General features: G+C 63.4%; 24 protein-coding genes. 4 read left to right on the top strand and 20 right to left on the bottom strand.

What is annotated here, in order from left to right:
• Positions 1 to 19: 19 nt before the first annotated feature.
• Both FVE66_RS16960 and FVE66_RS16955 read left to right on the top strand, forming a co-directional pair.
• Positions 20 to 763 (top strand): dienelactone hydrolase family protein, encoded by a 744-nt coding sequence (locus tag FVE66_RS16960; protein WP_151448659.1) that lies wholly within the window; start codon positions 20 to 22, stop codon positions 761 to 763.
• A gap of 29 nt (positions 764 to 792) precedes the next feature.
• Positions 793 to 1,878 (top strand): CaiB/BaiF CoA transferase family protein, encoded by a 1,086-nt coding sequence (locus tag FVE66_RS16955; RefSeq protein ID WP_151448658.1) that lies wholly within the window; start codon positions 793 to 795, stop codon positions 1,876 to 1,878.
• Between the two features lie 75 nt (positions 1,879 to 1,953).
• Here the strand turns inward: FVE66_RS16955 and FVE66_RS16950 are convergent, their stop codons facing one another.
• From FVE66_RS16950 to FVE66_RS16915, 8 genes are all read right to left on the bottom strand, one after another.
• On the bottom strand, positions 1,954 to 3,360 hold the full coding sequence (locus FVE66_RS16950) for an FAD-binding oxidoreductase (RefSeq protein ID WP_151448657.1): 1,407 nt from the start codon (positions 3,358 to 3,360) through the stop codon (positions 1,954 to 1,956).
• 9 nt (positions 3,361 to 3,369) lie between these two features.
• Positions 3,370 to 4,344: a Bug family tripartite tricarboxylate transporter substrate binding protein gene (locus FVE66_RS16945; protein WP_151448656.1), complete on the bottom strand. Its 975-nt coding sequence runs from the start codon at positions 4,342 to 4,344 to the stop codon at positions 3,370 to 3,372.
• A 70-nt stretch (positions 4,345 to 4,414) separates the two neighbouring features.
• A complete protein-coding gene (locus tag FVE66_RS16940; RefSeq protein ID WP_151448655.1) occupies positions 4,415 to 5,218 on the bottom strand; it encodes an SDR family oxidoreductase in 804 nt (267 codons plus the stop codon).
• A 20-nt stretch (positions 5,219 to 5,238) separates the two neighbouring features.
• Positions 5,239 to 5,451, bottom strand: a complete 213-nt coding sequence (locus tag FVE66_RS16935; protein ID WP_151448654.1) for a tautomerase family protein — start codon at positions 5,449 to 5,451, stop codon at positions 5,239 to 5,241.
• A gap of 23 nt (positions 5,452 to 5,474) precedes the next feature.
• Positions 5,475 to 5,696, bottom strand: coding sequence for a tautomerase family protein (locus FVE66_RS16930; protein WP_151448653.1), 222 nt, complete (start codon positions 5,694 to 5,696; stop codon positions 5,475 to 5,477).
• A 13-nt stretch (positions 5,697 to 5,709) separates the two neighbouring features.
• Complete coding sequence (locus FVE66_RS16925) at positions 5,710 to 6,684, bottom strand: quinone oxidoreductase family protein (protein WP_151448652.1); 975 nt, start codon at positions 6,682 to 6,684, stop codon at positions 5,710 to 5,712.
• 47 nt (positions 6,685 to 6,731) lie between these two features.
• The gene (locus FVE66_RS16920) at positions 6,732 to 7,889 is read right to left on the bottom strand and encodes an alpha-hydroxy acid oxidase (RefSeq protein WP_151448651.1); all 1,158 of its coding nucleotides are present in this window, start codon (positions 7,887 to 7,889) and stop codon (positions 6,732 to 6,734) included.
• A complete protein-coding gene (locus tag FVE66_RS16915) occupies positions 7,886 to 8,881 on the bottom strand; it encodes a Bug family tripartite tricarboxylate transporter substrate binding protein (RefSeq protein WP_161993325.1) in 996 nt (331 codons plus the stop codon). Before FVE66_RS16915 ends, FVE66_RS16920 begins: the two co-directional genes overlap by 4 nt.
• 194 nt (positions 8,882 to 9,075) lie before the next feature.
• On the opposite strand from FVE66_RS16915, the gene FVE66_RS16910 reads away from it, so the two are divergent.
• The gene (locus tag FVE66_RS16910; RefSeq protein WP_151448649.1) at positions 9,076 to 10,767 is read left to right on the top strand and encodes a thiamine pyrophosphate-binding protein; all 1,692 of its coding nucleotides are present in this window, start codon (positions 9,076 to 9,078) and stop codon (positions 10,765 to 10,767) included.
• 97 nt (positions 10,768 to 10,864) lie between these two features.
• Positions 10,865 to 11,722 (top strand): IclR family transcriptional regulator, encoded by an 858-nt coding sequence (locus FVE66_RS16905; RefSeq protein ID WP_151448648.1) that lies wholly within the window; start codon positions 10,865 to 10,867, stop codon positions 11,720 to 11,722.
• A 56-nt stretch (positions 11,723 to 11,778) separates the two neighbouring features.
• Here the strand turns inward: FVE66_RS16905 and FVE66_RS16900 are convergent, their stop codons facing one another.
• From FVE66_RS16900 to FVE66_RS16845, 12 genes are all read right to left on the bottom strand, one after another.
• Positions 11,779 to 12,735: a PDR/VanB family oxidoreductase gene (locus FVE66_RS16900; RefSeq protein WP_151448647.1), complete on the bottom strand. Its 957-nt coding sequence runs from the start codon at positions 12,733 to 12,735 to the stop codon at positions 11,779 to 11,781.
• A gap of 49 nt (positions 12,736 to 12,784) precedes the next feature.
• Complete coding sequence (locus tag FVE66_RS16895; protein WP_194164408.1) at positions 12,785 to 13,540, bottom strand: SDR family NAD(P)-dependent oxidoreductase; 756 nt, start codon at positions 13,538 to 13,540, stop codon at positions 12,785 to 12,787.
• Positions 13,537 to 14,190: a dienelactone hydrolase family protein gene (locus tag FVE66_RS16890; RefSeq protein WP_151448646.1), complete on the bottom strand. Its 654-nt coding sequence runs from the start codon at positions 14,188 to 14,190 to the stop codon at positions 13,537 to 13,539. Before FVE66_RS16890 ends, FVE66_RS16895 begins: the two co-directional genes overlap by 4 nt.
• A 5-nt stretch (positions 14,191 to 14,195) precedes the next feature.
• Positions 14,196 to 14,663: a RidA family protein gene (locus FVE66_RS16885; protein WP_151448645.1), complete on the bottom strand. Its 468-nt coding sequence runs from the start codon at positions 14,661 to 14,663 to the stop codon at positions 14,196 to 14,198.
• 36 nt (positions 14,664 to 14,699) lie between these two features.
• Positions 14,700 to 16,241, bottom strand: coding sequence for a gamma-glutamyltransferase family protein (locus FVE66_RS16880; protein WP_151448644.1), 1,542 nt, complete (start codon positions 16,239 to 16,241; stop codon positions 14,700 to 14,702).
• Positions 16,238 to 16,939: an ABC transporter ATP-binding protein gene (locus tag FVE66_RS16875; RefSeq protein ID WP_151448643.1), complete on the bottom strand. Its 702-nt coding sequence runs from the start codon at positions 16,937 to 16,939 to the stop codon at positions 16,238 to 16,240. The genes FVE66_RS16880 and FVE66_RS16875 overlap by 4 nt, the downstream gene beginning before the upstream one ends.
• A gap of 2 nt (positions 16,940 to 16,941) precedes the next feature.
• Positions 16,942 to 17,691, bottom strand: a complete 750-nt coding sequence (locus FVE66_RS16870; RefSeq protein WP_161993323.1) for an ABC transporter ATP-binding protein — start codon at positions 17,689 to 17,691, stop codon at positions 16,942 to 16,944.
• Positions 17,688 to 18,695, bottom strand: a complete 1,008-nt coding sequence (locus FVE66_RS16865) for a branched-chain amino acid ABC transporter permease (protein ID WP_161993322.1) — start codon at positions 18,693 to 18,695, stop codon at positions 17,688 to 17,690. The genes FVE66_RS16870 and FVE66_RS16865 overlap by 4 nt, the downstream gene beginning before the upstream one ends.
• Positions 18,696 to 18,708: 13 nt before the next feature.
• Positions 18,709 to 19,587: a branched-chain amino acid ABC transporter permease gene (locus FVE66_RS16860; protein ID WP_151448640.1), complete on the bottom strand. Its 879-nt coding sequence runs from the start codon at positions 19,585 to 19,587 to the stop codon at positions 18,709 to 18,711.
• A gap of 39 nt (positions 19,588 to 19,626) precedes the next feature.
• A complete protein-coding gene (locus tag FVE66_RS16855; protein ID WP_161993321.1) occupies positions 19,627 to 20,805 on the bottom strand; it encodes an ABC transporter substrate-binding protein in 1,179 nt (392 codons plus the stop codon).
• 78 nt (positions 20,806 to 20,883) lie between these two features.
• Positions 20,884 to 21,405 carry a MarR family winged helix-turn-helix transcriptional regulator gene (locus FVE66_RS16850; protein WP_151448639.1) on the bottom strand — a complete coding sequence of 174 codons (522 nt, stop codon included), beginning with the start codon at positions 21,403 to 21,405 and terminating at the stop codon, positions 20,884 to 20,886.
• Between the two features lie 88 nt (positions 21,406 to 21,493).
• Complete coding sequence (locus tag FVE66_RS16845) at positions 21,494 to 22,306, bottom strand: DODA-type extradiol aromatic ring-opening family dioxygenase (protein WP_151448638.1); 813 nt, start codon at positions 22,304 to 22,306, stop codon at positions 21,494 to 21,496.
• Positions 22,307 to 22,336: the final 30 nt, after the last annotated feature.

Raw genomic sequence — 22,336 nt, 5'->3', positions numbered from 1 at the left:
CAGACAAGGAGACAGCCAGATGCAGGAACGCGTCGTCGAGATCAAGACCCGTGACGGGGAAATGAACACATATATCTACCATCCCGACCGCCCGGGTCCGTTCCCGGTGGTCGTGATGTACATGGATTCGATCGGTGTGCGCGAGGAGTTGGCCGACATGTGCCGGCGCATCGCCACGGTGGGCTATTACGTCATCATGCCCAACCTCTACTATCGCCGTTATCGCTCAGTCGACATCGACCCGGTGCGCATCCTCGACCCGGCCTACGACGAAAAATTCCGCCTGCTGTGGTCCCTGATCGACGGCCTGTCCAACACCATGGTGGCGCAGGACACCGGCTCGCTGCTGGAATTCATCGACAGCGATCCCGCGGCCCGTCCCGGCAAGCTGGCCATCATCGGCTATTGCATGAGCGGCCCGTTCGTGTTCCGCGTGGCCGGCGAATATCCGGAACGGGTGGCGGCGGCGGCTTCGCTCTACGGCGTGCACCTGATCACCGACAAGCCGGACTCGGCGCACCTGATTGCCGACCGCATCAAGGGCGAAATGTATTTCGGTTCTGCCGAACACGACAAGTACATCGGCATGGACGAACTCAATGCAGTAAAGGACGTGCTCGAAAAGGCCAGGGTCCGCAACCGGATCGAGATCTATCCGCATCGCGAGCACGGCTTTGCCTTCCCGGCGCGCAAGGCGTTCCACAAGGGCGCGTCGGAGCGGCACTGGGAGGTCCTGTTCGACCTGTTCCAGCGCAATCTCTGAACCCGGCACAGCACGCGAGCGAGGTAAAGATGGCGGGACCGCTTCAAGGCCTGAAGGTGATCGAGATGGGCGGCATGGGCCCCGCCCCGTTCTGCGCGATGATGTTTGCCGATGCCGGCGCCGAGATTGTGCGCATCGAGCGGCCGGGCGGCGCGGCCCGCATCGATCGCTTCGATGTCACCGCGCGCGGCCGCGAGGTGCTTGAGCTCGACCTGCGCCAGCCGGAAAATGCGCAGGTGGTATTGCGCATGCTCGAATCGGCCGACGTGCTGGTAGAGGGTTTCCGTCCGGGCGTGATGGAGCGCCTGGGCCTGGGGCCGGATGTCTGCCTGGCACGGCGGCCGCAGCTGGTCTACGGGCGCATGACAGGTTGGGGCCAGACCGGACCGCTGGCGCAAGCAGCCGGCCACGACATTGACTACATTGCCCTGAGTGGCGCGCTGCACGCCATTGGCGACACTGGCGGTCCGCCGGTGGTGCCGCTCAATCTGGTTGGCGATTTTGGCGGCGGCGGCATGCTGCTCGCCTTCGGCGTGCTGGCGGCGGTGCTGGAAGCAAGGAGTTCAGGCAAGGGGCAGGTGGTGGATGCGGCGATGACAGAAGGCTCGGCCCTGCTGTCGGCCATGATCTACGGCTTCCGCGCTAGCGGCAACTGGAGCAATCGCCGCGGCGACAACCTGCTCGACGGCGGCGCCCATTTCTACGGCACCTATCAATGCGCCGATGGCAAGTACCTGGCGGTCGGCGCCATCGAGCCGCAGTTCTATGCCGAGTTGATGCAGCGCTGCGGCATCGATGACCCGGCGCTGCGCGAGCGCCAGTGGGAGCGGGCCATGTGGCCGGAACTGAAGTCGCGCCTGGCGGCGATCTTCCGCGCGAAAACCCGGGACCAGTGGTGCCAACTGCTGGACGGCACCGATGCCTGCGCGGCGCCGGTGCTGGACTGGGATGAGGCGCCGCAGCACCCGCACAATGTCGCTCGCGAGGCTTTTTTCACGCGCGACGGCATTACCCAGCCTTCGCCTGCCCCGAAGTTCAGCCGCACGCCGGGCGCAACGCCGCAGGTGCGGCAGCGGGATGCGGCGGAGATATTGCGGGCGTGGGGCGCTGGCTGAGGAAAGGGAGGGAGCGTTCGTCGCGTGCGCCGGCCTACGCAACGATCAGGCCAAGCGCCGCTCGCCGTCGCCCCGTCAATCCCAACTGACCATCTTTCCCGGATTGAAAATATTGTCCGGATCCAGCGCATGCTTGATCTTGCGCATGACTTCCAGCGCCTTTTCGCCGTGCTCATCCTTCAGGAAGGCCATCTTGTGGATGCCCACCCCGTGTTCGCCGGAACAGGTGCCGTCCATGCGGATGGCGCGCAGCACCAGGCGCCGGTTGATTTCCTCGGACTTGGCCCATTCGTCCTGGCTGTCCGGGTCCAGCAGCATCTGCACATGGAAGTTGCCGTCGCCGACATGGCCGACGATCTTGAACGGAAAGAGCATCTGTTCGAGGTCGGTCACGGTCTGCGTGACGCAGTCAGCCAGGCGCGAGATCGGCACGCAGACATCGGTCGACACGCTGCGCGCGCCGGGACGCATCTGCAGGCCTGCGTAATAGCCCTTGTGGCGCGCGGTCCAGAGCCGGCTGCGGTCTTCCGGGTTCACGGCCCACTCGAAATCCATGCCGCCGTTGTCCTTCGTGATTTCCTGCGCGAGTTGCGCATGCTCCTCGACCGCCGCGGGACTGCCGTGAAATTCGAACAGCAATAGCGGCGTTTCCTTCAGCGTCAGCTTGCTGTAGCTGTTGACTGCCCTGACCGCGCGGTCATCCATGAATTCGACGCGGGCAACGGGAACGCCGGCCTGCATGATCTGGATCACGCTGTCGACTGCCGATTGCAGGGTCGGGAAATTGCAGATGGCGGCCGATACCGCTTCCGGCAGCGGATAGACCCGCACCGTCACCTCGACGATGATGCCCAGGGTGCCCTCGCTGCCAACGTACAGCCGGGTCAGGTCGTAGCCCGATGACGACTTGCGGGCCCGGCTGCTGGTGCGTATCAGCGAACCGTCGGCAGTGACCACCTTGAGCGAGACCACGTTTTCACGCATGGTCCCGTATTTGACGGCATTGGTGCCGGAGGCGCGGGTAGCGGCCATTCCCCCGAGCGATGCATTGGCGCCCGGATCGATAGGAAAGAACAGGCCGGTGTCGCGGATCTCGTCGTTGAGCTGCAGCCGCAGCACGCCCGGCTGCACCGTCACGGTGAAGTCCTCGGCATTCACCGCCAGCACCTTGTTCATGCCGGACATGTCCAGGGTAATACCACCCTGCACCGGATGGATATGCCCCTCCATCGAAGACCCGATGCCGAACGGGACCAGCGGCACCTTGTATTGGCTGCAAATGCGCACTGCCTCGATCACGTCCTCGACGCTTTCGGCGAACACCACGGCGTCGGGCGGGCAGGCCGGGTAGGGCGACTCGTCCTTGCCGTGGTGCTCGCGCACCGCCATGCTGGTGTTGAACCGGCTGCCGAAGGTGCTGCTCAATGCCTGCATCGCTTCATCAGGCACGGCGCGCCTGTCATGGCGGGTGTACAAGTCCATTGCGCAGCCTTACTCGGCCACGATGCCGGCAGTGTCCGCCACTTTCCTCCAGCGTGCGTTCTCATCCACGATGTGCTTCCTGAACTCGGCTGGCGTGGAGGGCGAAGGCTGCACGCCGGCGGCGGCAAATTGCTGCTTGATTTCGTTAGTCTTGAGAATCTTGACGATCGCTTCGTTGAGCTTCTTGACGATGTCGGCCGGCGTGCCAGCCGGGGCCAGCACGCCTTGCCATGACGATGCTTCGAAGCCGGCAATGGCAGTCTCGGACACGGTCGGCAATTCATTTGCGATTTCCAGCCGCTTGTCGGAGGTCAGGGCAAGGCCCTTGACCCGACCACCCTTGACCTGGCCGTTCAGAGTCGAGAACGGATCGATCATGAAGCCGATCTGGCCGCCGATCAGCGCCTCGATTGCCGGGGTGCTGCCTTTGAAGGGAACGTGCGTCATCTTGACGCCCAGCGCGCTAGTGAACGCTTCGGTGATCAACTGGTAGGAGCTGCCGGAGGTGCCATAGAACATGTCGCCGGCGGGCCGCTTCTTCAGGTAGGCCACCAGTTCCTGGATGTTGTTTGCCGGGATCTTGGGATTGATGGCGACGATCAGCGGTTGCTTGGCGATCATCGAGATGTGTTCGAAGCTCTTGACCGGATCGTACTTGATGGCCTTGTACATCACCGGATTGGTTCCCAGCGGTGCGATGCCGGCCATCAGCAGGGTGTAGCCGTCAGGGGCGGACTTGGCCACCATCTCGCAACCGATCATGCCGCTCGCGCCCGGCTTGTTTTCCACAATGACGGGCTGGCCCAGTTCCGCGGTGAGCTTGTTGGCAATCGTGCGGCCCATCACATCGGTGATGCCGCCCGGCGCAAAAGGCACCACCATGCGGATCGGCTTTTGCGGGTAGTCGGCGGCGCCGGCAGAGCCTGCGTAAGAGGCCAGTGCCAGGGCCGGAGCGAGGAGCAGGGAAAGGACGGTTTTTTTCATGGTTGTCTCTCAGGTTGAAATCTGATTTTTAGTATGAGTGGAAGGGTGCGAGTGTCAGAGCGTGCCGGTATCAGAACGTGCCTGGATAGGCGCCGCCGTCGATCAACATGTTCTGGGCAGTGATGTAGCCGGCCTGCTGGCTGCACAGGAAGGCGCAGGCCGCGCCGAATTCGGCGGGGTCGCCAAAACGGCGGGCAGGAACGCCCTTGATGCGCATGTCGGTGTAGGCATCCAGCGCCATGTCTGCCTGTTTCGCGCCGGCCACCAGATTGCCTTTCAGGCGGTCGGTTGCGAACGTTCCGGGCAACAGGTTGTTGACAGTCACGCCCATGGGCGCGACCTGCCGGGCGAAGCCCGCCACAAAGCCGGTCAGGCCGGTACGGCTGCCGTTGGACAGGCTCAGGTAGGGGCTGGGCGCCTTGACGGCGGCACTGGTGATGTTGACGATGCGGCCCCAGCCGCGGGCTATCATGCCATCGACCGTGGCGCGCATCAGCTCGATCGGCGACAGCATGTTGGCGTTGAGCGCAGCCTGCCATTTTTCGATGTCGAGGTCGCGGTAGTCACCGGTCTGCGGGCCGCCGGCATTGGTCACGACGATGTCGTAGGCTGCTGCTGCGCCATGCGCCAGTTGGGTGGCGGCGTCAAGCGCCAGCGCCCGGCCCTCCGGCGTGGTGACGTCGGCGGCGACCGGTATGACCCGGGTGCCGCTGCGCTGTGCGATCTCATGCGCAGCCTGTGCCAGTGCATCGGCCTGGCGGGCAACGATGACCAGTTGCACGCCCTCATCCGCCAGCGCCTCGGCGCAGGCACGGCCCAGTCCCTTGCTGGCGCCGCACACCAGCGCGGTCTTTCCTTCGATTCCGAATTTCATGTGATTGCTTTCTTTCTGCCTCAGGTGCCAGGGGTGCGCTGGATGACTGTCTGTTCGTTCAGTCCAGCGCCCGCGTGGGCAAAGTTTTGCGCAGGTACTTCAAGCAGGACAACGCGCACGGCGCTGAGCGGCGCGTCGACGGTCTGGTGTGCGGCCTGGGTCAGGCCGTGGAACAGCGCCGCTTTTTCTTCTGCGTTGAACACGGCAGGTAGTGTCACTCGAATGATGGGCATGGTTATGTTGCCTCGTGGTCGGGTCAGGGAGCAGGTGCGGGTGCCGGTGCAGCATTGCTGGAGGGGCCGGTCTTGGCGATGCCTCCCGCAGCAAAATGGTCCGGCCGGATTTCGTTCAGGGCGATGCGCACCGTGTCGGCCGGCACCTTGAGGGCGATGCTGGCGGCTTGCGTCATCTCCCTGAACATGGCGGTCTTCTGCTCAGGGCTGCGGCCGGCAATCAGGGTCACTTCAATCAGGATCATGGAATCTCAAGCCTCATGGTTTCAGGATGATGGAGGTGGCGCGCTCGCGTGATTCGAGTGCGCGGTGTGCATCGGCGGCTGCCGCCAGCGCAAAGGCCTGGCCGGTCTCGCGGGACAGGGTGCCGTCGCTGAATGCGGCAAAAACATTTGCCGCCATTTCCCGGTACAGGGCTGGCTCGGCAGCGTAGTTGAAGACGCTCGGCCGCGTCAGCGAGTTCGAACGTGGCATCAGGCGCGAGATATCAAAAGGCGGGATCGGGCCGGATGCCTGGCCATAGTTCACCAGGTGACCGCGCGCGCGCAGGCATTCCAGCGAGCCGTCAAAGGTGTCCCGTCCGACGGCGTCGTAGGCCACATGCACGCCCTGGCCATTGGTGATCTCGCGCACGCGGGCGGCAAAGTCTTCTTCCCGGTAGTTGATGGCGTGGGCGCAACCTGCGGCTTTTGCGATGGCGGCTTTTTCGGCGCTGCCGGCGGTGCCGATCACGATTGCGCCCTTGCGGCTGGCCCATTGAACGAGAAGTTTTCCAACGCCGCCGGCAGCGGCGTGCACCAGCACGAATTGGCCGGCAGCGACCGCATGCACGCGGTTGACCAGCACTTCCGCTGTCAGCGCCTTCAGGAAATTGCTGGCCGCGAGCTCTTCGCTCACGTCAGCTGGCAGCTTCACGGCGAGATGCACCGGCAACAGGCGTTCGGAGGCGTAGGCCCCGTATTGCCGGGTGATGTAGGCAACCCGGTCGCCCGGCGCGAATCCTTCAGTGCCAGGGCCTACTTGTTCCACGACGCCGGCACCTTCGATGCCCGGAATGCCAGGCAAGGCCAAGGTCTTGTAGAGCCCCGTGCGGACATACACGTCATGGAAATTCACCCCGATCGCGGTCTGGCGGATGCGGAGCTCGTTGGCGGCCGGTTGGCCGACCTCGACAGTCTCCGGCACCAGCACGTCTGGCGATCCGTAGGTGCGCAGCATGATTGCAGTTGCCATGGTCTTGGATGTTGAGGTTGGGGGTTGATGTTGAGCGTCAGTAAATCTCAGCGCGCTTTGGTGATATACCTGCCGTCGAGTTCGCGCAGGTCGGTGCAGCCGAGCAGGGCCAGGTTGGTGTCGACTTCCGTCTTGAGGATCTCAATCAGGCGCGCGACGCCTTGCTCGCCGTGGGCGGCGGCGGCATGGATCATCGGCCGGCCAATGAAGACCATGCGCGCACCGAGTGCGATGGCTTTCAGGATGTCGGTACCGCGCCGGAAGCCGCCGTCCACCATCACCGGAAAGTCTGCCGGAACTGCTGCCACGACCGCCGGCAAGGCATGCAGCGAAGCCTGTGCGCCATCGAGCTGGCGACCGCCATGGTTGGATACGATCACGCCGTCCAGCCCGCACTCAACCGCCAGGCGCGCATCTTCCGGATGCGCAACGCCCTTCAGCACGATCTTGCCTGGCCAGTACTTGCGTATCCACCGCAGATGCTCCCAGTCCAGCCGGTCACGGCCGCCGCGTAGCCCTCCCGCGGGCTCCTCGTTGATGCGGAAGCCCGACGGGTCGGCACTCACATTGGTGAAGCGGGGAATCCCCTGGCTCAGCAGGGTGCGCATGAAAACCGAGAGGCTCCAGCGTGGATGGGTCAGTCCCTGCCACACCAGGGATGCGCTCAGCTTGAAGGGAATGGTGAAGCCGGCCCGCTGGTTGTTTTCGCGGTTTGCGCCCACCGGGGTGTCGATGGTGACGACCAGCACCTCGAAACCGGCACGCTTGAGGCGCGCCAGCAGGGGCTCGAGTTTTTGCTTGTCGCCCGGCAGGTAGCCTTGGTACCAGGTGCCCGGTGCCTGGCGCTGGATATTTTCCAGCGGCTCGGTCGATAGTCCGGACAGAATGAAAGGCAAGCCGGCCTGCGCCGCAGTGCTGGCGAAGATGCGGTCGCACTGGTGCCGGCAGATCGCGGCCACGCCCATCGGGGCGATGCCGAACGGACTGGCCCATGTTTGCCCCCACAACTCGACGGCCTGGCTGCGAACAGCGATGCCGGCCAGTCCGCGCGGCATGAAAGCATAGTCGCGGAAAGCCTGCCGGTTGGCGTCGCGGGTCAGCCCGTCTTCGGTGCCGCCCGCGACATAGCCGTACACCATGCTCGGAAGGCGGCGCCTGGCGAGGTCTTCAAAATCCTGATGGGACAGGAACTGACGCCGGCTCATTGCAGCTTGATGTTGCCGCTGGTGATCACGTTCTTCCAGAAGTCGCGCTCCTTGCGCATGCGCTCGCCAAAGGCCGCGGACGAAGTCGGCGTCATGATGAATCCACCGGACTCGACACTATCGGCAAAGACACGCGATGCCTTGACTTTACGGATCGCGTCTTCGAGCTTCTTCACCACCTGCGGCGGCAGTTTTCCGGGGCCGATCAGGCCCTGCCATCCTTCGACCACCATGTCGGGATAGCCGCTCTCGATCATCGTCGGCACGTCGGGCAGCATGGGGTTGCGCTTGGCCGAAGTGATTGCCAGCGGCGTCAGTTTGCCGCTGCGCGCCATGGCCTGGGCGGTATTGGGCTGGTCAAAAACGAAGCTGATCTGCCCTGCCATCGCATCATTGACCGCCGGGGCATTGCCTTTGTACGGGACATGCAGCATCGGCGCTGCCGCGGCGCGGGAGAACAGTTCGCCGGCCAGGTGGTTGGTGCCGCCGATACCCGAAGATCCATAGGAAACCGCCTTGGGGTTCTTCCTGGCGTAGTCGACCAGCTCCGCGACATTTTTAGCCGGCACATGTTTGCCTGCCATCAGCACCAGCGAATAGTCGACCACGTCGGTAATCGGGGTGAACGCGGTCACCGTGTCATACGGGAAATTGGGCTGGGTCAGCGGCGAGATCGCCGTCACCGGTGACGCGACGAAAGCCAGCGTGTAGCCGTCGGGCTGGGCCCGTGCCAGCAAGCCCAGCGTGATCAGGCCGCCGGCGCCGGTCCTGTTTTCGACCACGACGGTCTGTCCCAATTCCTGGGTCAGGCCCAGCGCCAGCTTCCTGGCGATGACGTCAGTCGGACCGCCGGCAGCGTAAGGAACCATGAAGGTGATGGGACGGTTCGGGTAGTCAGCCTGCGCCATCGCCAGTCCGGAAAAAACTGCCGACCCGGCAACCAGCGCCACAGCCAGACTCTTCAAAGCAAGTCGCTTGCCTGTTACTTCCATGTCACTCGTCTCCATTAGTCATGTAATCCATCTTTGCGCCCCACATCTGCGCGTGGTCAGCCGGAATTATTGCACGATATTTATTTTAATAAACAGGCTTATGAGTAAATAATATTGAAATTAATATTTCAATGAATGACAATAGGTAATTGCGCCGTGTCACGCGCCCACCTGCCAAATCATCGAGCCTGCCCATGTCTGCATCCACATCCCGAACTGGCGCCCGCGCCCTGGTAGACCAACTCCGCATTCACGGAATTGATCATGTTTTTTGCGTCCCCGGTGAAAGTTACCTGGCCGTGCTCGACGCGCTGGTTGACACCGAGATCCAGGTGACGGTTTGCCGCCAGGAAGGTGGCGCAGCAATGATGGCGGAGGCGCACGGCAAGCTGACCGGCCGGCCCGCGGCCTGCTTCGTGACGCGCGGCCCTGGCGCGGCCAATGCGGCGCCGGGCATCCACATTGCGCAGCACGATTCCACACCCTTGCTGGTCTTCGTTGGCCAGGTCGAACGCAATGTGCGCGAACGCGGCGCACTGCAGGAGCTCGATTACCGCGCGGCCTTCGGGGCCATGGCCAAATGGGTGACCGAGGTCGACAGCGCCGACCGCATTCCCGAGATCATTTCGCGCGCGGTACATACCGCCAGCTCGGGGCGGCCCGGTCCGGTGGTGATCGCGCTGCCCGAGGACATGCTGGTGGACATGACCGACGCGCCGGACGGCAAGCCGGCGCTGCCGGTGGAGGCGCACCCGGGGCCGGACCAGATTGCCGAGCTGGTCGCATTGCTGGGACAGGCCCAGCGTCCGCTGGTGGTGCTGGGTGGCTCCCGCTGGTCGGCCCAGGCGGTCGGCGAATTCGAGGACATCGCCCGCCAGTGGGACATCCCCGTGACGGTGTCGCTGCGGCGGCAGATGCTGTTTTCCGTTGAAAACCCGTGCTTTGCAGGCGACCTTGGTTTCGGCCCGAACCCGCAGCTGGTGGCGCGCGCGAAGCAGGCTGACCTGGTGATCCTGGTGGGCAGCCGCATGTCCGAGGTGCCCAGCCAAGGTTACCAGCTGCTCGGGATCCCGGCGCCGAGCCAGAAGCTGGTGCATGTCCATCCCGACAGCAGCGAACTGGGTCGGGTGTACCGCCCTGACCTGGCTATCAATGCAAGCCCGGCCGCCTTCGTCCAGGCGCTGCGGCAGGCCAAAGTGGCGCCCTCGGTGTCGCGCAGCAGCTATCGCGAGCAGGCCCGCGCCGACTACCTGGCGTGGAGCGATGCCAGCGCGATCCGCACACCCGGCGACCTGCAGATGGCGGAGGTGATGGACTACCTTAACCAAACACTGCCGGCCGATGCCATCATCTGCAACGGTGCCGGCAACTATGCCACCTGGATACACCGCTTCTATCGCTTTCGCGCCTTCGGCACGCAGCTCGCGCCGACCTCCGGATCCATGGGGTATGGCGTCCCGGCTGCGGTCGGTGCGCAGCGGGTGTTCCCCGGCCGCACGGTGATCGCCTTTGCGGGCGATGGCTGCTTCCTGATGAACGGGCAAGAGTTCGCCACGGCGGTACAGTACGACCTGCCGGTGGTGGTAATCGTCGTCGACAATGGCATGTATGGCACCATCCGCATGCACCAGGAGCGGGAATATCCGGGACGCATCAGCGCGACCCAACTGCGCAATCCGGACTTTTCCGCCTATGCCAAAGCCTTCGGCGGCCATGGCGAGAGGGTGGAGCGCACGGAAGAGTTTGCGCCGGCCTTTGCGCGGGCAAGGGCGTCGGGGCGGCCGTCCATCATCCATTGCCTGATTGACCCGCAGGCGATCAGCCCGGCATTCACGCTGGACGAGGTGCGGGCGGCGGCGATTGCAGCCGGACGTGGCCAGGCTTGAAAACCTGGCAGATGGCGCCAGGTTTTGCGCATGCCTGGCGCGTGACTTGCTCTGCGCTCTCAAGCGTCATTTACTTCTGACCCTGGCACCCTGACACATGTCCAAACGATCTCCCGCGCCAAAGATGGCAAGCGACGAAGGGCTGGAGGCTGTAGCCGACAGCGGCAGCAGCCTGCGGTCGGGCACCCTGTCACGCGGGCTGGCCATCATGGATGTGCTGATCCCCGCGGGACGTGCCCTGTCGCTGGCAGAAATCGCAGGCGAGGTCGACCTCGACCAGAGCACCACCTTGCGCCTGCTGCGCGCGCTCGAAGAGGCGCGCCAACTGATCCGGGTGGGCGATGGCAAACGCTATCTTGCTTCGCCCAAGGCAATGCGGCCGCTGCCGCTGATGCATCCGCTGGAGCAGTTGCGCAGGGAGGCCGATCCGATCATCCGTGAACTGGCGGCCAAGGTCTCCAAGACAGTGGTGCTGGTGGCCTATCTCGGCACGGAACGGGTCGTGGTCGACATCATGCAGTCCGCCGGCTCGCTCAGTCCCTACTACTCCAACTGGTTGCAGGGGCCGCTGCATGCATCCGGACCAGGCAAGGCGCTGCTGCTCGCAATGGGACCCGCCCGCCGCAAGGCGCTGCTGGGCGCGGCGCCCTATGCCACGTACACATCTTCCACCATCACCTCGGAAGCAGCCTTGCAGGCCGATCTCGAGCTTGCTGCCTCGCGCGGCTATTCGCTGGTGCGCGACGAGTTCTATGACGGGCTGAGCGCGTTGTCGGCCAACTTCCATTCATGGGACCGGCGGGCGGTCGGATGCATTGCGCTGACCGGGCACTCCGCCGATTTCAGCGACGAGGCAGTCGACCAGATGGCCGCCGAACTGCTGGCCTGCGCGCGCCTGATGCCGCTGCAGGTTTCTTCACTGAACCTGCTGGACCAGCTCTCGGAAGCGTATTGAGACGGCGCGATTGGCGATTCCGCCGCCGGGTTTGATTGGTCCAGCGGCAGCGGCCCTTACAGGTCGAGCACCAGCATCCTGGTCCTGGAGCGCGAACAGCAGGGCGTGAACTGGTCATTGCGGCTGCGCTCCTCGTCGGTGAGGAAGATATCGCGATGGTCGGGAGTGCCCTCCAGCACGCCGGTCAGGCAGGTTCCGCAGAAACCCTGCTCGCACGACAGGGGTATCTCGATCCCGTGCTCGCCGAGTGCGGCCACCACCGACTGCCCCGGCGCAACGGCAATCACCTCACCTGAGCTCGCAATCCGCACTTCGAAGCCATCGTCGCCGGACGCATCTTGCGGCGCCGCCGTGAAGTACTCCACATGCAGGCACCGGGCCGGCCAGCCGAGCGTACGGGCAGTGCCGGTCACATATTCGATGAAGCCGGCCGGACCGCACACGTACAAATTCGTGTCGGCATCGGGATGACCCAGCAGCGCCTGCAGGTCGAGCCTTTGTGCTGCGGCGCCGTCGTCCAGGTGAAAGTGGACCTGGTCGGCGAAGCGCGACGCCGCGATCCGGTCGCGAAATGCGGTACGTTCGATCGAACGGGTGCAGTAATGCAAGCTGAAATCCGAGCCCGTTTTCGACAACTGTTCCGTCATCGATAGCAGCGGCGTGACGCCAATGCCGCCAGCGAACAGCAGTGTCTTTCGGGCCGACATCAACGGAAACAGGTTTCGGGGCTCGCTGACTTCAATGATGTCGCCTTCGCCGATGCCGGCGTGGATGGCCACCGAGCCGCCGCGCGACGCCGGGTCGCGCAGCACGCCGATCACATAACGATGTCGCTCGCCAGGGTCGTTGCACAGCGAGTATTGGCGGATCAGGCCGGGACGCACCTGCACATCGATATGCGCGCCGGCGGTGAAGGCTGGCAATGGGGAGCCATCTGCGCTGACCAGTTCGTAGCTGAAAATATCCTCGGCTTCCCGGCTCTTGCGGCTGACTTTGACTGGTATGGAATTCATGATGTGGATTGGTGCGGTGCCGTGACAGGTCAATGGCGGATTGCGGATTTCAGGACAGCGTCATTCCGCCATTGATGATGATGGTCTGGCCGGTGATGAAGCTGGAATCGGCCGACAGCAGCATGGCTGCAGCGCCGACGATGTCCTCCGGTTCCGGACTGCGCTTGACCAGCTGGTTGTCCAGGTATTGCTGCCAGCGCCGTGGCGGGGCAAGTTCGGTCGCTTCCGTTGTCGTCAATCCCGGCGCAATGGCGTTGACCGTTATCTGGAACGGCGCCAGTTCGCGCGCCATGGCACGTGTCATCGCGATGATGGCGCCCTTGCTGGCAACGTAGTGCATGAACAGGTCTGCGCCCCAGATGGCAGTGTCGGATGCAAGGTTGACGATGCGCCCCTCGCCAGCCGCCTTCAACAGTGGCAGCACAGCCTTGGTCACCAGCCAGGTGCCCTTCACGTTGACCTGGAACACGCGATCCCAATTCGCTTCTTCGATCTGGTCGAATGTTTTCCCGGCCAGGCCGGTCGCCAGCGCCGCGTTGTTCACCAGCCCGTCCAGCCGGCCCCAGCGCGCTTGAATCTCATCGCGCAGCGCATCCAGCTCATCGGTCCGGGTAATGTCACAGCGGCGAAAGATGACATCGGTGCCTTGCGCAGCCAATCCCCTCGCCGTTTCTTCGCCGGCATCCGCCAGTACGTCGATCAGGGCCAGCGCAGCGCCCTCCTGTGCGCAGCGCTCGGCGAACGCCCGGCCCAGCCCGCGGGCGGCGCCAGTGACCAGGATCACTTTGCCAGCCAGTCGCTTCATGATTTTTCTCCAAGATGCTGGTCGAGGAAAGCCATGGTCCGCTGCCACGCCGGCTTGGCGCTGGCTTCCTGATAGTTGACGTCGTCGTCCCGGTTGAATGCGTGGCCGGCGTCGTATTCGTGGATTTCGAGAGCGGGATGCGCGTCACGCAGTGCCGCTATTTCGGCGGCCGGGATCGATGGATCCCTGCGGCCGAAATGCATCAGGACCGGAGCCCGTGGATGGACGCCGAGATGACGGCCCAGGCCGACGCCGTAGTAGGCTACTGCGCATGACACGCCGGGCAACGCCGAGCACAGCCACGCCAGCGTTCCGCCAAGGCAAAAGCCGATGACGGCAACATTGTTTTCCGTAGCCAGCTGTTCTACCCACAGCGCCAGTTGCGCCGCCATTGCTTCCTCGCCAAGCTGGTTCTTGACGGCGATGCCGGTCTGCTTTCCGTCCGGCGTGTAGGGCAGGAATTCACCATCGAACTGCCCCGCGAACAGGTCGGGAGCAACTGCAATATAGCCGTCGCCGGCTAGCCGCACACACAGTGATTTGATGTGAGGCGTGAGGCCAAATATTTCATGCACGACGATCACGGCGCCGCGCGCCGGGCCAGCAGGATCGCTACGCCAGGCGGGCAGCGTGTTTGCGTTGACTGTCATGGGTATCAACGAATCTCGAAAACGCCTTCCACTTCGGCCGCGACGCCGAAAGGAAGCGAAGCGACGCCGATCGCCGTGCGCGTGTGCTTGCCCGCCTCGCCAAATACCCTGACCATCAGGTCTGATGCGCCGTTGATCACCTTGGGTTGCTCGGTGAAATCATCGGGTGCATTGACGTAGCCCGTCAGCCTGACGCAACGGACCACGCGATCGAGGTCGCCGCCGCAGGCTTCCTTCAGGCGCGCCAGCATGTTGAGCGCCGCCAGTTCAGCTGCCTTCTGGCCTTCTTCAATCGAAAATTCGCGGCCGACCTTGCCGATGAATTTGCGGACCCCGTTTTCAATCGGCACCGAACCTGCGATGTAGGCCATGTTGCCGCTGACGACAAAGTTCAGGTAATTGCCGGCGGCGGGGCCAGCTGGCGGGATTTCAATGCCAGCCTGTTTGAGGTGCGTGTCGAGTTTTCCGCTCATGATGATTCCTTGACTGTAGGGCTTGAGGTGGATGGTTCAAAAGCCGTGCATCGCTGCGTTGCGCCGATTATCCGCGCAGCCGACCAGGCCTTCGCCATCGCGCATGATAGCCACGATGGAGCCGAAATTGATCGATCCCCATGGCGCTACCTTCACTTCGGGTTCGTCCTTCAGGACCGCCTGCTGCAGTGCGGGACTTGCGGTGTCTTCCAGGATGAAGTCGCCGACCAGGGTCTTGGACCAGCGAGGTGCGCCGATTGCATCCTGCATCGATTGTCCGTGGAACAGCAGCCGCGCCGCGAATTGCGCCATGGTGCCGGTTTGGCCCGGTCCGCCCGGCGTGCCGCATGCCAGCCACGCTTGTCCATTCTTCAGCACCAGGACCGGCGTCAAGGTTTGCGCTGGTCGCTTGCCAGGTGCGACGCAGTTGGGATCGTCCGGGCGGGTGCCGAAGCCGCGCATGCGGTTATTGAAGAGCGCGCCGGTTTCGGGGTCCAGCACGCCGGAGCCAAACGGGACGAACACGCTTTGCAGAAGCGATACGGCATTGCCTTCATTGTCGATGACCACGACATTGCTGGTGTCCATGCCATGCAGGCCTTCCGGCTGTGCCGGCGGGCACGCTCCCGTTGCCAAGCCTGCACGATGCTGGTTCAGCACGGTGCGCGCCTGCTCACCCGCGACGTCGGGATCGGCGATACATCCTTCCAGCATTGCATAGGCCTGGCGCCGGGTGCGGATGCCCTGCAGCACAAATTCAGCTTCTTGCGATAGGGGCGCAATGCCCTCTGCTTCCATCAAGGACATTTGCAGCAGCATGGCCGTCGCCCATGAGCTTGGCGGCATGGTGCAAATGCGGTGCTCGCCGAAATGCGCGTCCATCACATCCTGCCACAGCGGTTCAAAGGCAGCGAGGTCAGCGGCGCAAAGCAGGCCGCCGCCAGCCTGCACGGTGTGCGCCATCGATTCAGCCACCGGGCCGCGATAGAAACCGGCAGCGCCGTCCGCGGCGATTGCGCGCAGAGTCCTGCCGGCAGCGGCCTGGCGGATCATCTCTCCCTCGCGCAAAGGCCGATCCTGCGGGAAAAACAATGCCTTGCAGTGCGGGTTCGCAAAAATCGATGCCGTGCGCTGTGCCGCGTTTTCGATCAGGTCGTCGTAAGCCGGAAAGCCCTGCTCGGCATATTGGATCGCGCCGGACAGCAGCTTGCCGAAGGGGCGTGTGCCGAAGCCTTCCAGCAGGGCGGCCCAGCCGCCGACCATTCCGGGTACCGATACGGAGCGCGGGCCGGTCAGGGGCATGCCGTCGGGATAGCGGTCGACGGTGGCTGCTGCCGGCGAGCGGCCGCTTGCATTGAGCGCCATCGTGCGGCCGGTCTTTGCGTGGTGCACCACGGCCAGCAGGTCGCCACCGAGCCCGCACTCATGAGGCGAGACGACGGCCAGTACTGCGGCCGCGGCGACAGCGGCGTCAAAGGCATTGCCGCCTGCGCGCAGCACTGCCAGTCCTTCGGCGCTGGCCAGCGGATTGCCGGCGCCAACCATGCCGCGTGCGGCCCGGACAGGACGGATCTTCATTCCTTGTGGCCCACGCCCAGCAAGCGGTGCCGTGTTTCCTGGGTGAGTTCGTTCGGATCATTGGTTTCGAACATGATCGATCCCTTGTTCATGATGTAGATGCGGCTAGCCATGCGAATTGCCTGGTCCAGGCTGTGCTCCACCAGCAAGATGGCAGTGCCATCCCTGGCAATTTGCTCGATGTGACGGTACATTTCCTCGATGATGAGCGGCGCCAGTCCTTCCGACGGCTCATCCATCAGGATCAGCGAGGGATTGGCCATCAATGCGCGGCCAATCGCCACCATCTGCTGCTCGCCCCCGGAGAGGTTGCTGCCGAGGTTGCCCATGCGTTCCTTCAGGCGGGGAAACATGGCGTAGACCCGTTCCAGGTCCCACCCGCCTGGTAGTGGACGCTTGCCAACTTCAAGGTTTTCCCGGACGGTGAGCATCGGGAATACCCGCCGGCCCTGCGGCACCAGCGCAATGCCTGCACGTGCCCGGCGCTCCACCGGCATGCGAGTGATGTCGACGCCTTTGAAAGTGATGTTGCCGCTGCTGGGCGGGGCAAAGCCGACGATAGACGAGACCGTGGTGGTCTTGCCGGCGCCGTTGCGCCCGAGCAGGCAGACCACCTCGCCTTCGTTGACCTGCATGTTCACGCCCTGCAGGATGTGGCTGCTGCCGTAGTGCGTGTTGACTGATTCGAGTTGCAGCATCGTCAAGGTGTCCTTTGCCCGCCGATATACGCTCGTTGCACGACTTCGCTGTTGCGGACGTCGTCCCAGCTGCCTTCCGCGATCACGATGCCGTTTTGCAGCACAGTGGTGCGGTCTGCCAGCGCTGCTACCACATCCATGTCGTGCTCGACGATCAGCAGGGACATCGATCGTGGAAGATTTTGCATTACCGCCACCATTTCTGCGGTTTCCGCCGGCGACATGCCAGCGGTAGGTTCATCGACCATCAGCACGCGCGGCTCGCTCGCAATCGCCATCGCGATTTCAAGCTTGCGCTGGTCGCCGTAGGAGAGTTCGCCGGCGCGGCGCATGGCCAGGCTGGACATCGACATGTTTTCCAGCACCTGTTCCGCGCGCTCAACGATCGCGGTGTGCGCTTTAGCGTGGCGCATCAGGTCATGCTTCGCCTTGCCGTGCGCCTGCACCGCAAGCCGGATGTTCTCCAGCACGCTCAGTGCCTGGCACAGGTTGTTGCGCTGGAAAGTGCGGGCCAGTCCGTTGAGCGCACGCTGGTGAGCCGGTTGCCTGGTGATGTCCTGGCCGTCAAAGGTGATGGTCCCGGAACTCGGCTCGCGCTGGCCGCCGAGGATGTCGAACAAAGTTGACTTGCCGGCTCCGTTGGGACCTATCAGAGCCCGGCGCTCGCCTGCCGCAAGCGAAAAATTCACGTCCTCCAGGGCGTTGAAGCCGCTGTAGCGCCGGGTGATGCCGGTCGCGATGAGAGCGCTCATTTCTCCCCCCGCGACTGCCCGAGCTTGCTGATGAAACCCCATATGCCGCCGCGTGCATACAACACCACGATGATGAAGGACACCGCCATGATTGACGGCCAGCGCTGCGTGTAGCTGGAGACCACGTTTTGCAGCAGGATGATAAGCAGCGAGCCAATCACCGGCCCGATCAGTGAGCCGGAGCCGCCGAGCACCACCATCACCAGCAGGATTGCCGACGCTTGCCAGTGCAACTGTTCCGGCGAGACCAGGCGGAACTGGTGGGCGAACAGCCCGCCGGCAACGCCGGCGAACAGTCCCGCGATGGCAAATGCCGCGATCATGTAGGCGCGCGTGTCGTAGCCCAGGGCTTCCATGCGGCTGCGGTTTTCCCGGATCCCGATCAATACCGAGCCGAAAGGCGAATTGGTAATGCGCTTGAGTGCCAGGTAGGAGAGCACGAAGACCACCAGTGTCAGGACGTAGAACACGGTGTTGTCGTCGGCGCTGAAATAACGGTCCAGCGGACCGAAACTGGGGCGAGGCACCCCGGGCAGGCCATCATCGCCGCCGGTCAGCCATTTCCACTTGAACGCCACGGCAAAGATCATTTGCGACAAAGCGAGGGTCAGGAAGATGAAGTAGATCCCGGCCGATCGCAGCACCAGGTAGGCGGTGCCGCAGGCAGCAACGGCACCGACCAGCGCGGCGGCGGCAAGTGTGAATGGCAGAAGGGCCGGATAGTGCACCCCCAGCAAGCCCGCCGCGTACGCGCCCATCCCGAAGAACATGGCGTGGCCGAACGAGGCCAGTCCGGTGTAACCCAGAAGCAAGTCGAGGCTCATCGCAGCGATGGCGAACACCATCACTTCGGTCAGTACCGTGACGCCATATCCGCTCTTCAACATCACGGGCAGGATCAGCAATAACAAAACCAGCATTTCCAGCCTGGTGCGGCGCTTCTCGGCATCGGCGCCGAGCGGGCCGGACACCGGTGGCGCGACGGCTATGGAAATGGGAGACATCGTCGATTTCATGTCAATGCCCTGTGATGTGTGAACGTTGGAGCCCGAACAGGCCCGATGGCCGCACCAGCAGCACAACCACCATGACGATGTAGATCGAGACCAACGAAAAGTCCGGGAAATAGACCTTGCCCAGGCTGTCCAGGATGCCCACCAGCAGGCAACTGGCGAGCGTGCCGCGCAGGGAGCCAAGGCCGCCGACCACGACCACGACGGTGGCCAGCATCAGCACCTCGAAGTCGACGTCGCGATAGAGGCCGATGATGGGTGCGCCGACGACGCCGCCGAGACCGGCAAGTGCCGCGCCGAAGCAGAATGTGAGCGTGAACACCAGGCTGACATTCACGCCCATGGCGCGCAGCATGTCCGGGTCGGAAACGCCGGCGCGGATAATCGCACCGATGCGGGTACGGGCTTCTACCCACAGCAGCGTCGTCGCCAGCAGAATGCCGGCGCTCAGCACGCCGAGGCGATACACCGGGTAGCTGATATTCGCAATCTTGATCGAGCTGTCCAGGCCGGCCGGCGGCGGCAGCAGGTAAGGGTCGCCGCCCCAGATCCAGTTCGCAAGGTCCCAGATCAGGTAGGCAAAGCCCAGTGTCAGCAATACCTGGTCGAGGTGGTCGCGCCGATAAAGCTTGCGCAGGAAGCCCAGTTCCATCAGGGCACCCAGGCCGGCGACCAGGACGGGCGCGATGACCAGGGCCAGCCAGAAGTTCTTGGTGGCGGCCAGCACAGTCAACGCGATATAGACGCCGATCATGTAGAAGCCGCCGTGCGCAAGGTTGGCGAGGTTGAGCAGCCCGAAGGTGATCGACAAGCCTGCTGCTGCGAAGAACAGCAGCAGGCTGAACGACAGTCCATTCAGGAGCTGTATGAAAACATAATCCATATCAGTCGGCTGCCGTTTCGACGATCAGAGAAATTGCCATCATGCCTGGTTTGCCATCGGGTCGGTCGCCTTGGGCAAGGTGGCGATCACGTTCATCTTCGGCAGATCGCGTCCGCCGGCGACGGTTTCGCGGATGTACAGGTCTTGCACCACGTCGCCGGTTGTCTCGTCGATGGCCATGCGTCCGCGCGGGCTTGCGAAAACCAGGCCGCGGAAGGCCGCCGCAAATTTTTCCTTGTCCTCGACATCGCCCTTGACCCGCTCGGCTGCAGCGGCTACGGCACGCAGCGCATCCCAGCCGAACAACTGGAGGTAGGAGGGCGGCTTGTTGAACTGCGAGGTGTAGCCCTGGACGAATGCCTTGTTTTCCGGATTCGGCAGGTCGAGGTTCCACGCATGCATGGACAGCGCGCCGATCGATGCATTGCCGGTCTCCGGAAGAGTGTCGTAGTCGGTGGCGAATCCCGAAAGCAGCAGCTTGGCGCTGCGGTTCAGGCCGACCTGGTCGGCGGCCTTGAGGAAGCGAACAGCCGCGCTGGCAGCCCAGAAGCCGAAGACCGATTCCGGCTTGGTCTCAGCGACCTTGAGCACGAAAGGCAGGAAATCGGGCGAGGCCAGCGGCGCGTACGACTCACCGGTGATGGTGCCACCCCCTTCGGTGAAGCCGGCGCGGAATGCTGCGGCATATTCCTTGCCTGCGGCAAAGTCCGGGCAAAAAATGTAGGCGCGCTTGAGCTTGTTCTGCGCGAGCCACTTGGCAAACGGATAGGCCTGTGCCCAGATGTTGTAGCTGGTGCGCACCGTATATTTGTTTCGCTTGCCTGGACGCGTTATCTCGGAGCCACCGCCCACTGTGATGACATAGGGCGTGCGCTCCTTGATGATCAGCGGCGCCGTAGCGTAAATGACCGGTGTGGCGACGCCGCCCAGCAGCGCATGGACGCGATCGTTCTCCAGCAGCTTGCGCGCCTTCGCCACGCCGACATTCACCTGTACCGTTTCGTCCTCGATGATCAATTCGATGGGGCGGCCGGCAGCTTTGCTCTTCACCGAATCCAGGTACATTTTCATGCCCACGATCGCGTTCTGGCCAACTTGGGCAAAGACGCCGGAGGTCGGCAGGTTGACCCCCAGCTTGATGGGCGCAGATGAGCGGGATTGCGCCTGGATCAGCGCCGGTGCTGCCAGCGCAACGCCGGCGGCAGCTGATGTCGCCAAGAATTTCCTGCGGGAGAACTGATTCTTTTCCATGGATGGCCTCTGTCGGTGCGTGGATCAAGAAACTGCCGGTGTTGCCTAAAATTCCGCGTTGGCTTGCAACAGGGTCAATGTCCTGCGCAGCTCATCGATCTGCTTCTTGCTCATCCCCCGGGAGAGGAGCTTGTTCCTTTCCGCCATGATCGGCAGTATCTTTTGCTCGAGTTCGCGTCCCTTCCGGGTCAGGCTGACGGTGACCCGCCTGCCGTCTTCAGGATCGCTGTTCAACACCACCAGCTTCGCGGTCTGCAACTTTCGCAGGGCGGCATTGGCAGTTGGCGCCGAGCAGTTGACGCGGCGCGCCAGGTCGCCTTGGCTGATGCCGTTCTCCTGCCACAGCACGCGCAGATAGAAGAACGTTCCGGACGTGATGCCATGGCGGGCAATCTGCTGGTCCAGCACCCGCATCAACTTGCGGTTGGTGATGGAAACCAGGAATCCAATGCTGTCCTCCAGCGGGTATGCGCTGCTGTCGATCTTCGCCACTTCGGGTCTTGGCTTCGATTCGGGCTTTGCCTTTGGCTTCGCTTCGGGCTTCTTTATGGATTTCGTCGTAGTCATTCGTGATTACCATGGTGAGGCGGGGCAGCCGCATGTTCGGCACGCCGTGCAGACCATTGCCGGCTCTTGCATGCAGGCTGGACAGGAATCATTCGTACAGCGCCACCGCGCAGCCGGTGTCCCAGGCATGGATATCCTCGTACGCCAGCGTGCGTGGCTTGCGGTCATGCGCCACGCCGAGGGCGGTAACCCACTGCCTGATTTCCCAGGCGCCAAAACCGGCGGCATCGATCCGCTCATTGGTCAGTGCCAGAACTTCTGGAATCGCGTTCTGGTCGAGTAGCGACAGGAAGTGACGGTCGAATGCGGGATCAAGCTGGTCTGCCTCTGCCGCGCCGGGGGCATGCGACAGTCCGCCGGTGCCGACCACGGCGACCCGCAGCGTGCTGGCATCGATTGCTTCGCGAACGGCTCTGCCCAGCGCATAGCAACGCTTCAGGGACATCAGCGGCGGCACCTGGCAATTCTGCATGATCCAGACAATAGGAATGTCGAGGTCCGGTGTCAGGAGTTTGAGCGCGACCATGACGCCATGATCGAGCTCAACGCTCTCCGAGAACGCCGGTTCGATGTCGTTTGCGAATGCGCGGGCCAGGATCGAACGCGCCAGTGCCGGGGCGCCCGGAATCCTGGTTTTCGGCATGCCCAGCCAGTCCTCGATCGGGCCGACATAGGACTCGGCTGTCGTGACACAGGCGGCCGGCATGTTGTCGATGAAGAAGTTGGCGAAATGGTCGGGTGCAATCACCACCAGCACATCGGGACGCGCTTGCGCTAGCTGTTCCCGGGCCTGTTCGACCGCAGCAAAGAATCTCTGGCGCTGCCCTTCTTCGGCGGCGCTGGTGAATGCCGCGATACCTGGCGCGTGGCTCATTGCCCCGGCAAAAACCAGACTACCCATTTTGATACTCCATGCGTTGTGCTGCGTTGG

This window comes from Lacisediminimonas profundi (assembly GCF_008831265.1).
Taxonomy (GTDB): Bacteria; Pseudomonadota; Gammaproteobacteria; order Burkholderiales; family Burkholderiaceae_D; genus Lacisediminimonas; species Lacisediminimonas profundi.
The sequence above is the reverse complement of the archived record's forward strand: the minus strand, read 5'-3'. Positions and strand labels throughout refer to the sequence as shown.

Excerpts from the sequence above, each read along its gene's own strand:
- FVE66_RS16845 (WP_151448638.1), bottom strand. The coding sequence starts at position 22,306 with ATGGGTAGTCTGGTTTTTGCCGGGGCAATGAGCCACGCGCCAGGTATC.
- FVE66_RS16925 (WP_151448652.1), bottom strand. The coding sequence starts at position 6,684 with ATGGCAACTGCAATCATGCTGCGCACCTACGGATCGCCAGACGTGCTG.
- FVE66_RS16900 (WP_151448647.1), bottom strand. The coding sequence starts at position 12,735 with ATGAATTCCATACCAGTCAAAGTCAGCCGCAAGAGCCGGGAAGCCGAG.
- FVE66_RS16880 (WP_151448644.1), bottom strand. The coding sequence starts at position 16,241 with ATGAAGATCCGTCCTGTCCGGGCCGCACGCGGCATGGTTGGCGCCGGC.
- FVE66_RS16945 (WP_151448656.1), bottom strand. The coding sequence starts at position 4,344 with ATGAAAAAAACCGTCCTTTCCCTGCTCCTCGCTCCGGCCCTGGCACTG.
- FVE66_RS16860 (WP_151448640.1), bottom strand. The coding sequence starts at position 19,587 with ATGGATTATGTTTTCATACAGCTCCTGAATGGACTGTCGTTCAGCCTG.
- FVE66_RS16940 (WP_151448655.1), bottom strand. The coding sequence starts at position 5,218 with ATGAAATTCGGAATCGAAGGAAAGACCGCGCTGGTGTGCGGCGCCAGC.
- FVE66_RS16905 (WP_151448648.1), top strand. The coding sequence starts at position 10,865 with ATGTCCAAACGATCTCCCGCGCCAAAGATGGCAAGCGACGAAGGGCTG.
- FVE66_RS16920 (WP_151448651.1), bottom strand. The coding sequence starts at position 7,889 with ATGAGCCGGCGTCAGTTCCTGTCCCATCAGGATTTTGAAGACCTCGCC.
- FVE66_RS16865 (WP_161993322.1), bottom strand. The coding sequence starts at position 18,695 with ATGTCTCCCATTTCCATAGCCGTCGCGCCACCGGTGTCCGGCCCGCTC.
- FVE66_RS16915 (WP_161993325.1), bottom strand. The coding sequence starts at position 8,881 with ATGGAAGTAACAGGCAAGCGACTTGCTTTGAAGAGTCTGGCTGTGGCG.
- FVE66_RS16910 (WP_151448649.1), top strand. The coding sequence starts at position 9,076 with ATGTCTGCATCCACATCCCGAACTGGCGCCCGCGCCCTGGTAGACCAA.
- FVE66_RS16885 (WP_151448645.1), bottom strand. The coding sequence starts at position 14,663 with ATGAGCGGAAAACTCGACACGCACCTCAAACAGGCTGGCATTGAAATC.
- FVE66_RS16930 (WP_151448653.1), bottom strand. The coding sequence starts at position 5,696 with ATGATCCTGATTGAAGTGACCCTGATTGCCGGCCGCAGCCCTGAGCAG.
- FVE66_RS16875 (WP_151448643.1), bottom strand. The coding sequence starts at position 16,939 with ATGCTGCAACTCGAATCAGTCAACACGCACTACGGCAGCAGCCACATC.
- FVE66_RS16850 (WP_151448639.1), bottom strand. The coding sequence starts at position 21,405 with ATGACTACGACGAAATCCATAAAGAAGCCCGAAGCGAAGCCAAAGGCA.
- FVE66_RS16935 (WP_151448654.1), bottom strand. The coding sequence starts at position 5,451 with ATGCCCATCATTCGAGTGACACTACCTGCCGTGTTCAACGCAGAAGAA.
- FVE66_RS16950 (WP_151448657.1), bottom strand. The coding sequence starts at position 3,360 with ATGGACTTGTACACCCGCCATGACAGGCGCGCCGTGCCTGATGAAGCG.
- FVE66_RS16960 (WP_151448659.1), top strand. The coding sequence starts at position 20 with ATGCAGGAACGCGTCGTCGAGATCAAGACCCGTGACGGGGAAATGAAC.
- FVE66_RS16890 (WP_151448646.1), bottom strand. The coding sequence starts at position 14,190 with ATGACAGTCAACGCAAACACGCTGCCCGCCTGGCGTAGCGATCCTGCT.
- FVE66_RS16955 (WP_151448658.1), top strand. The coding sequence starts at position 793 with ATGGCGGGACCGCTTCAAGGCCTGAAGGTGATCGAGATGGGCGGCATG.
- FVE66_RS16870 (WP_161993323.1), bottom strand. The coding sequence starts at position 17,691 with ATGAGCGCTCTCATCGCGACCGGCATCACCCGGCGCTACAGCGGCTTC.
- FVE66_RS16895 (WP_194164408.1), bottom strand. The coding sequence starts at position 13,540 with ATGAAGCGACTGGCTGGCAAAGTGATCCTGGTCACTGGCGCCGCCCGC.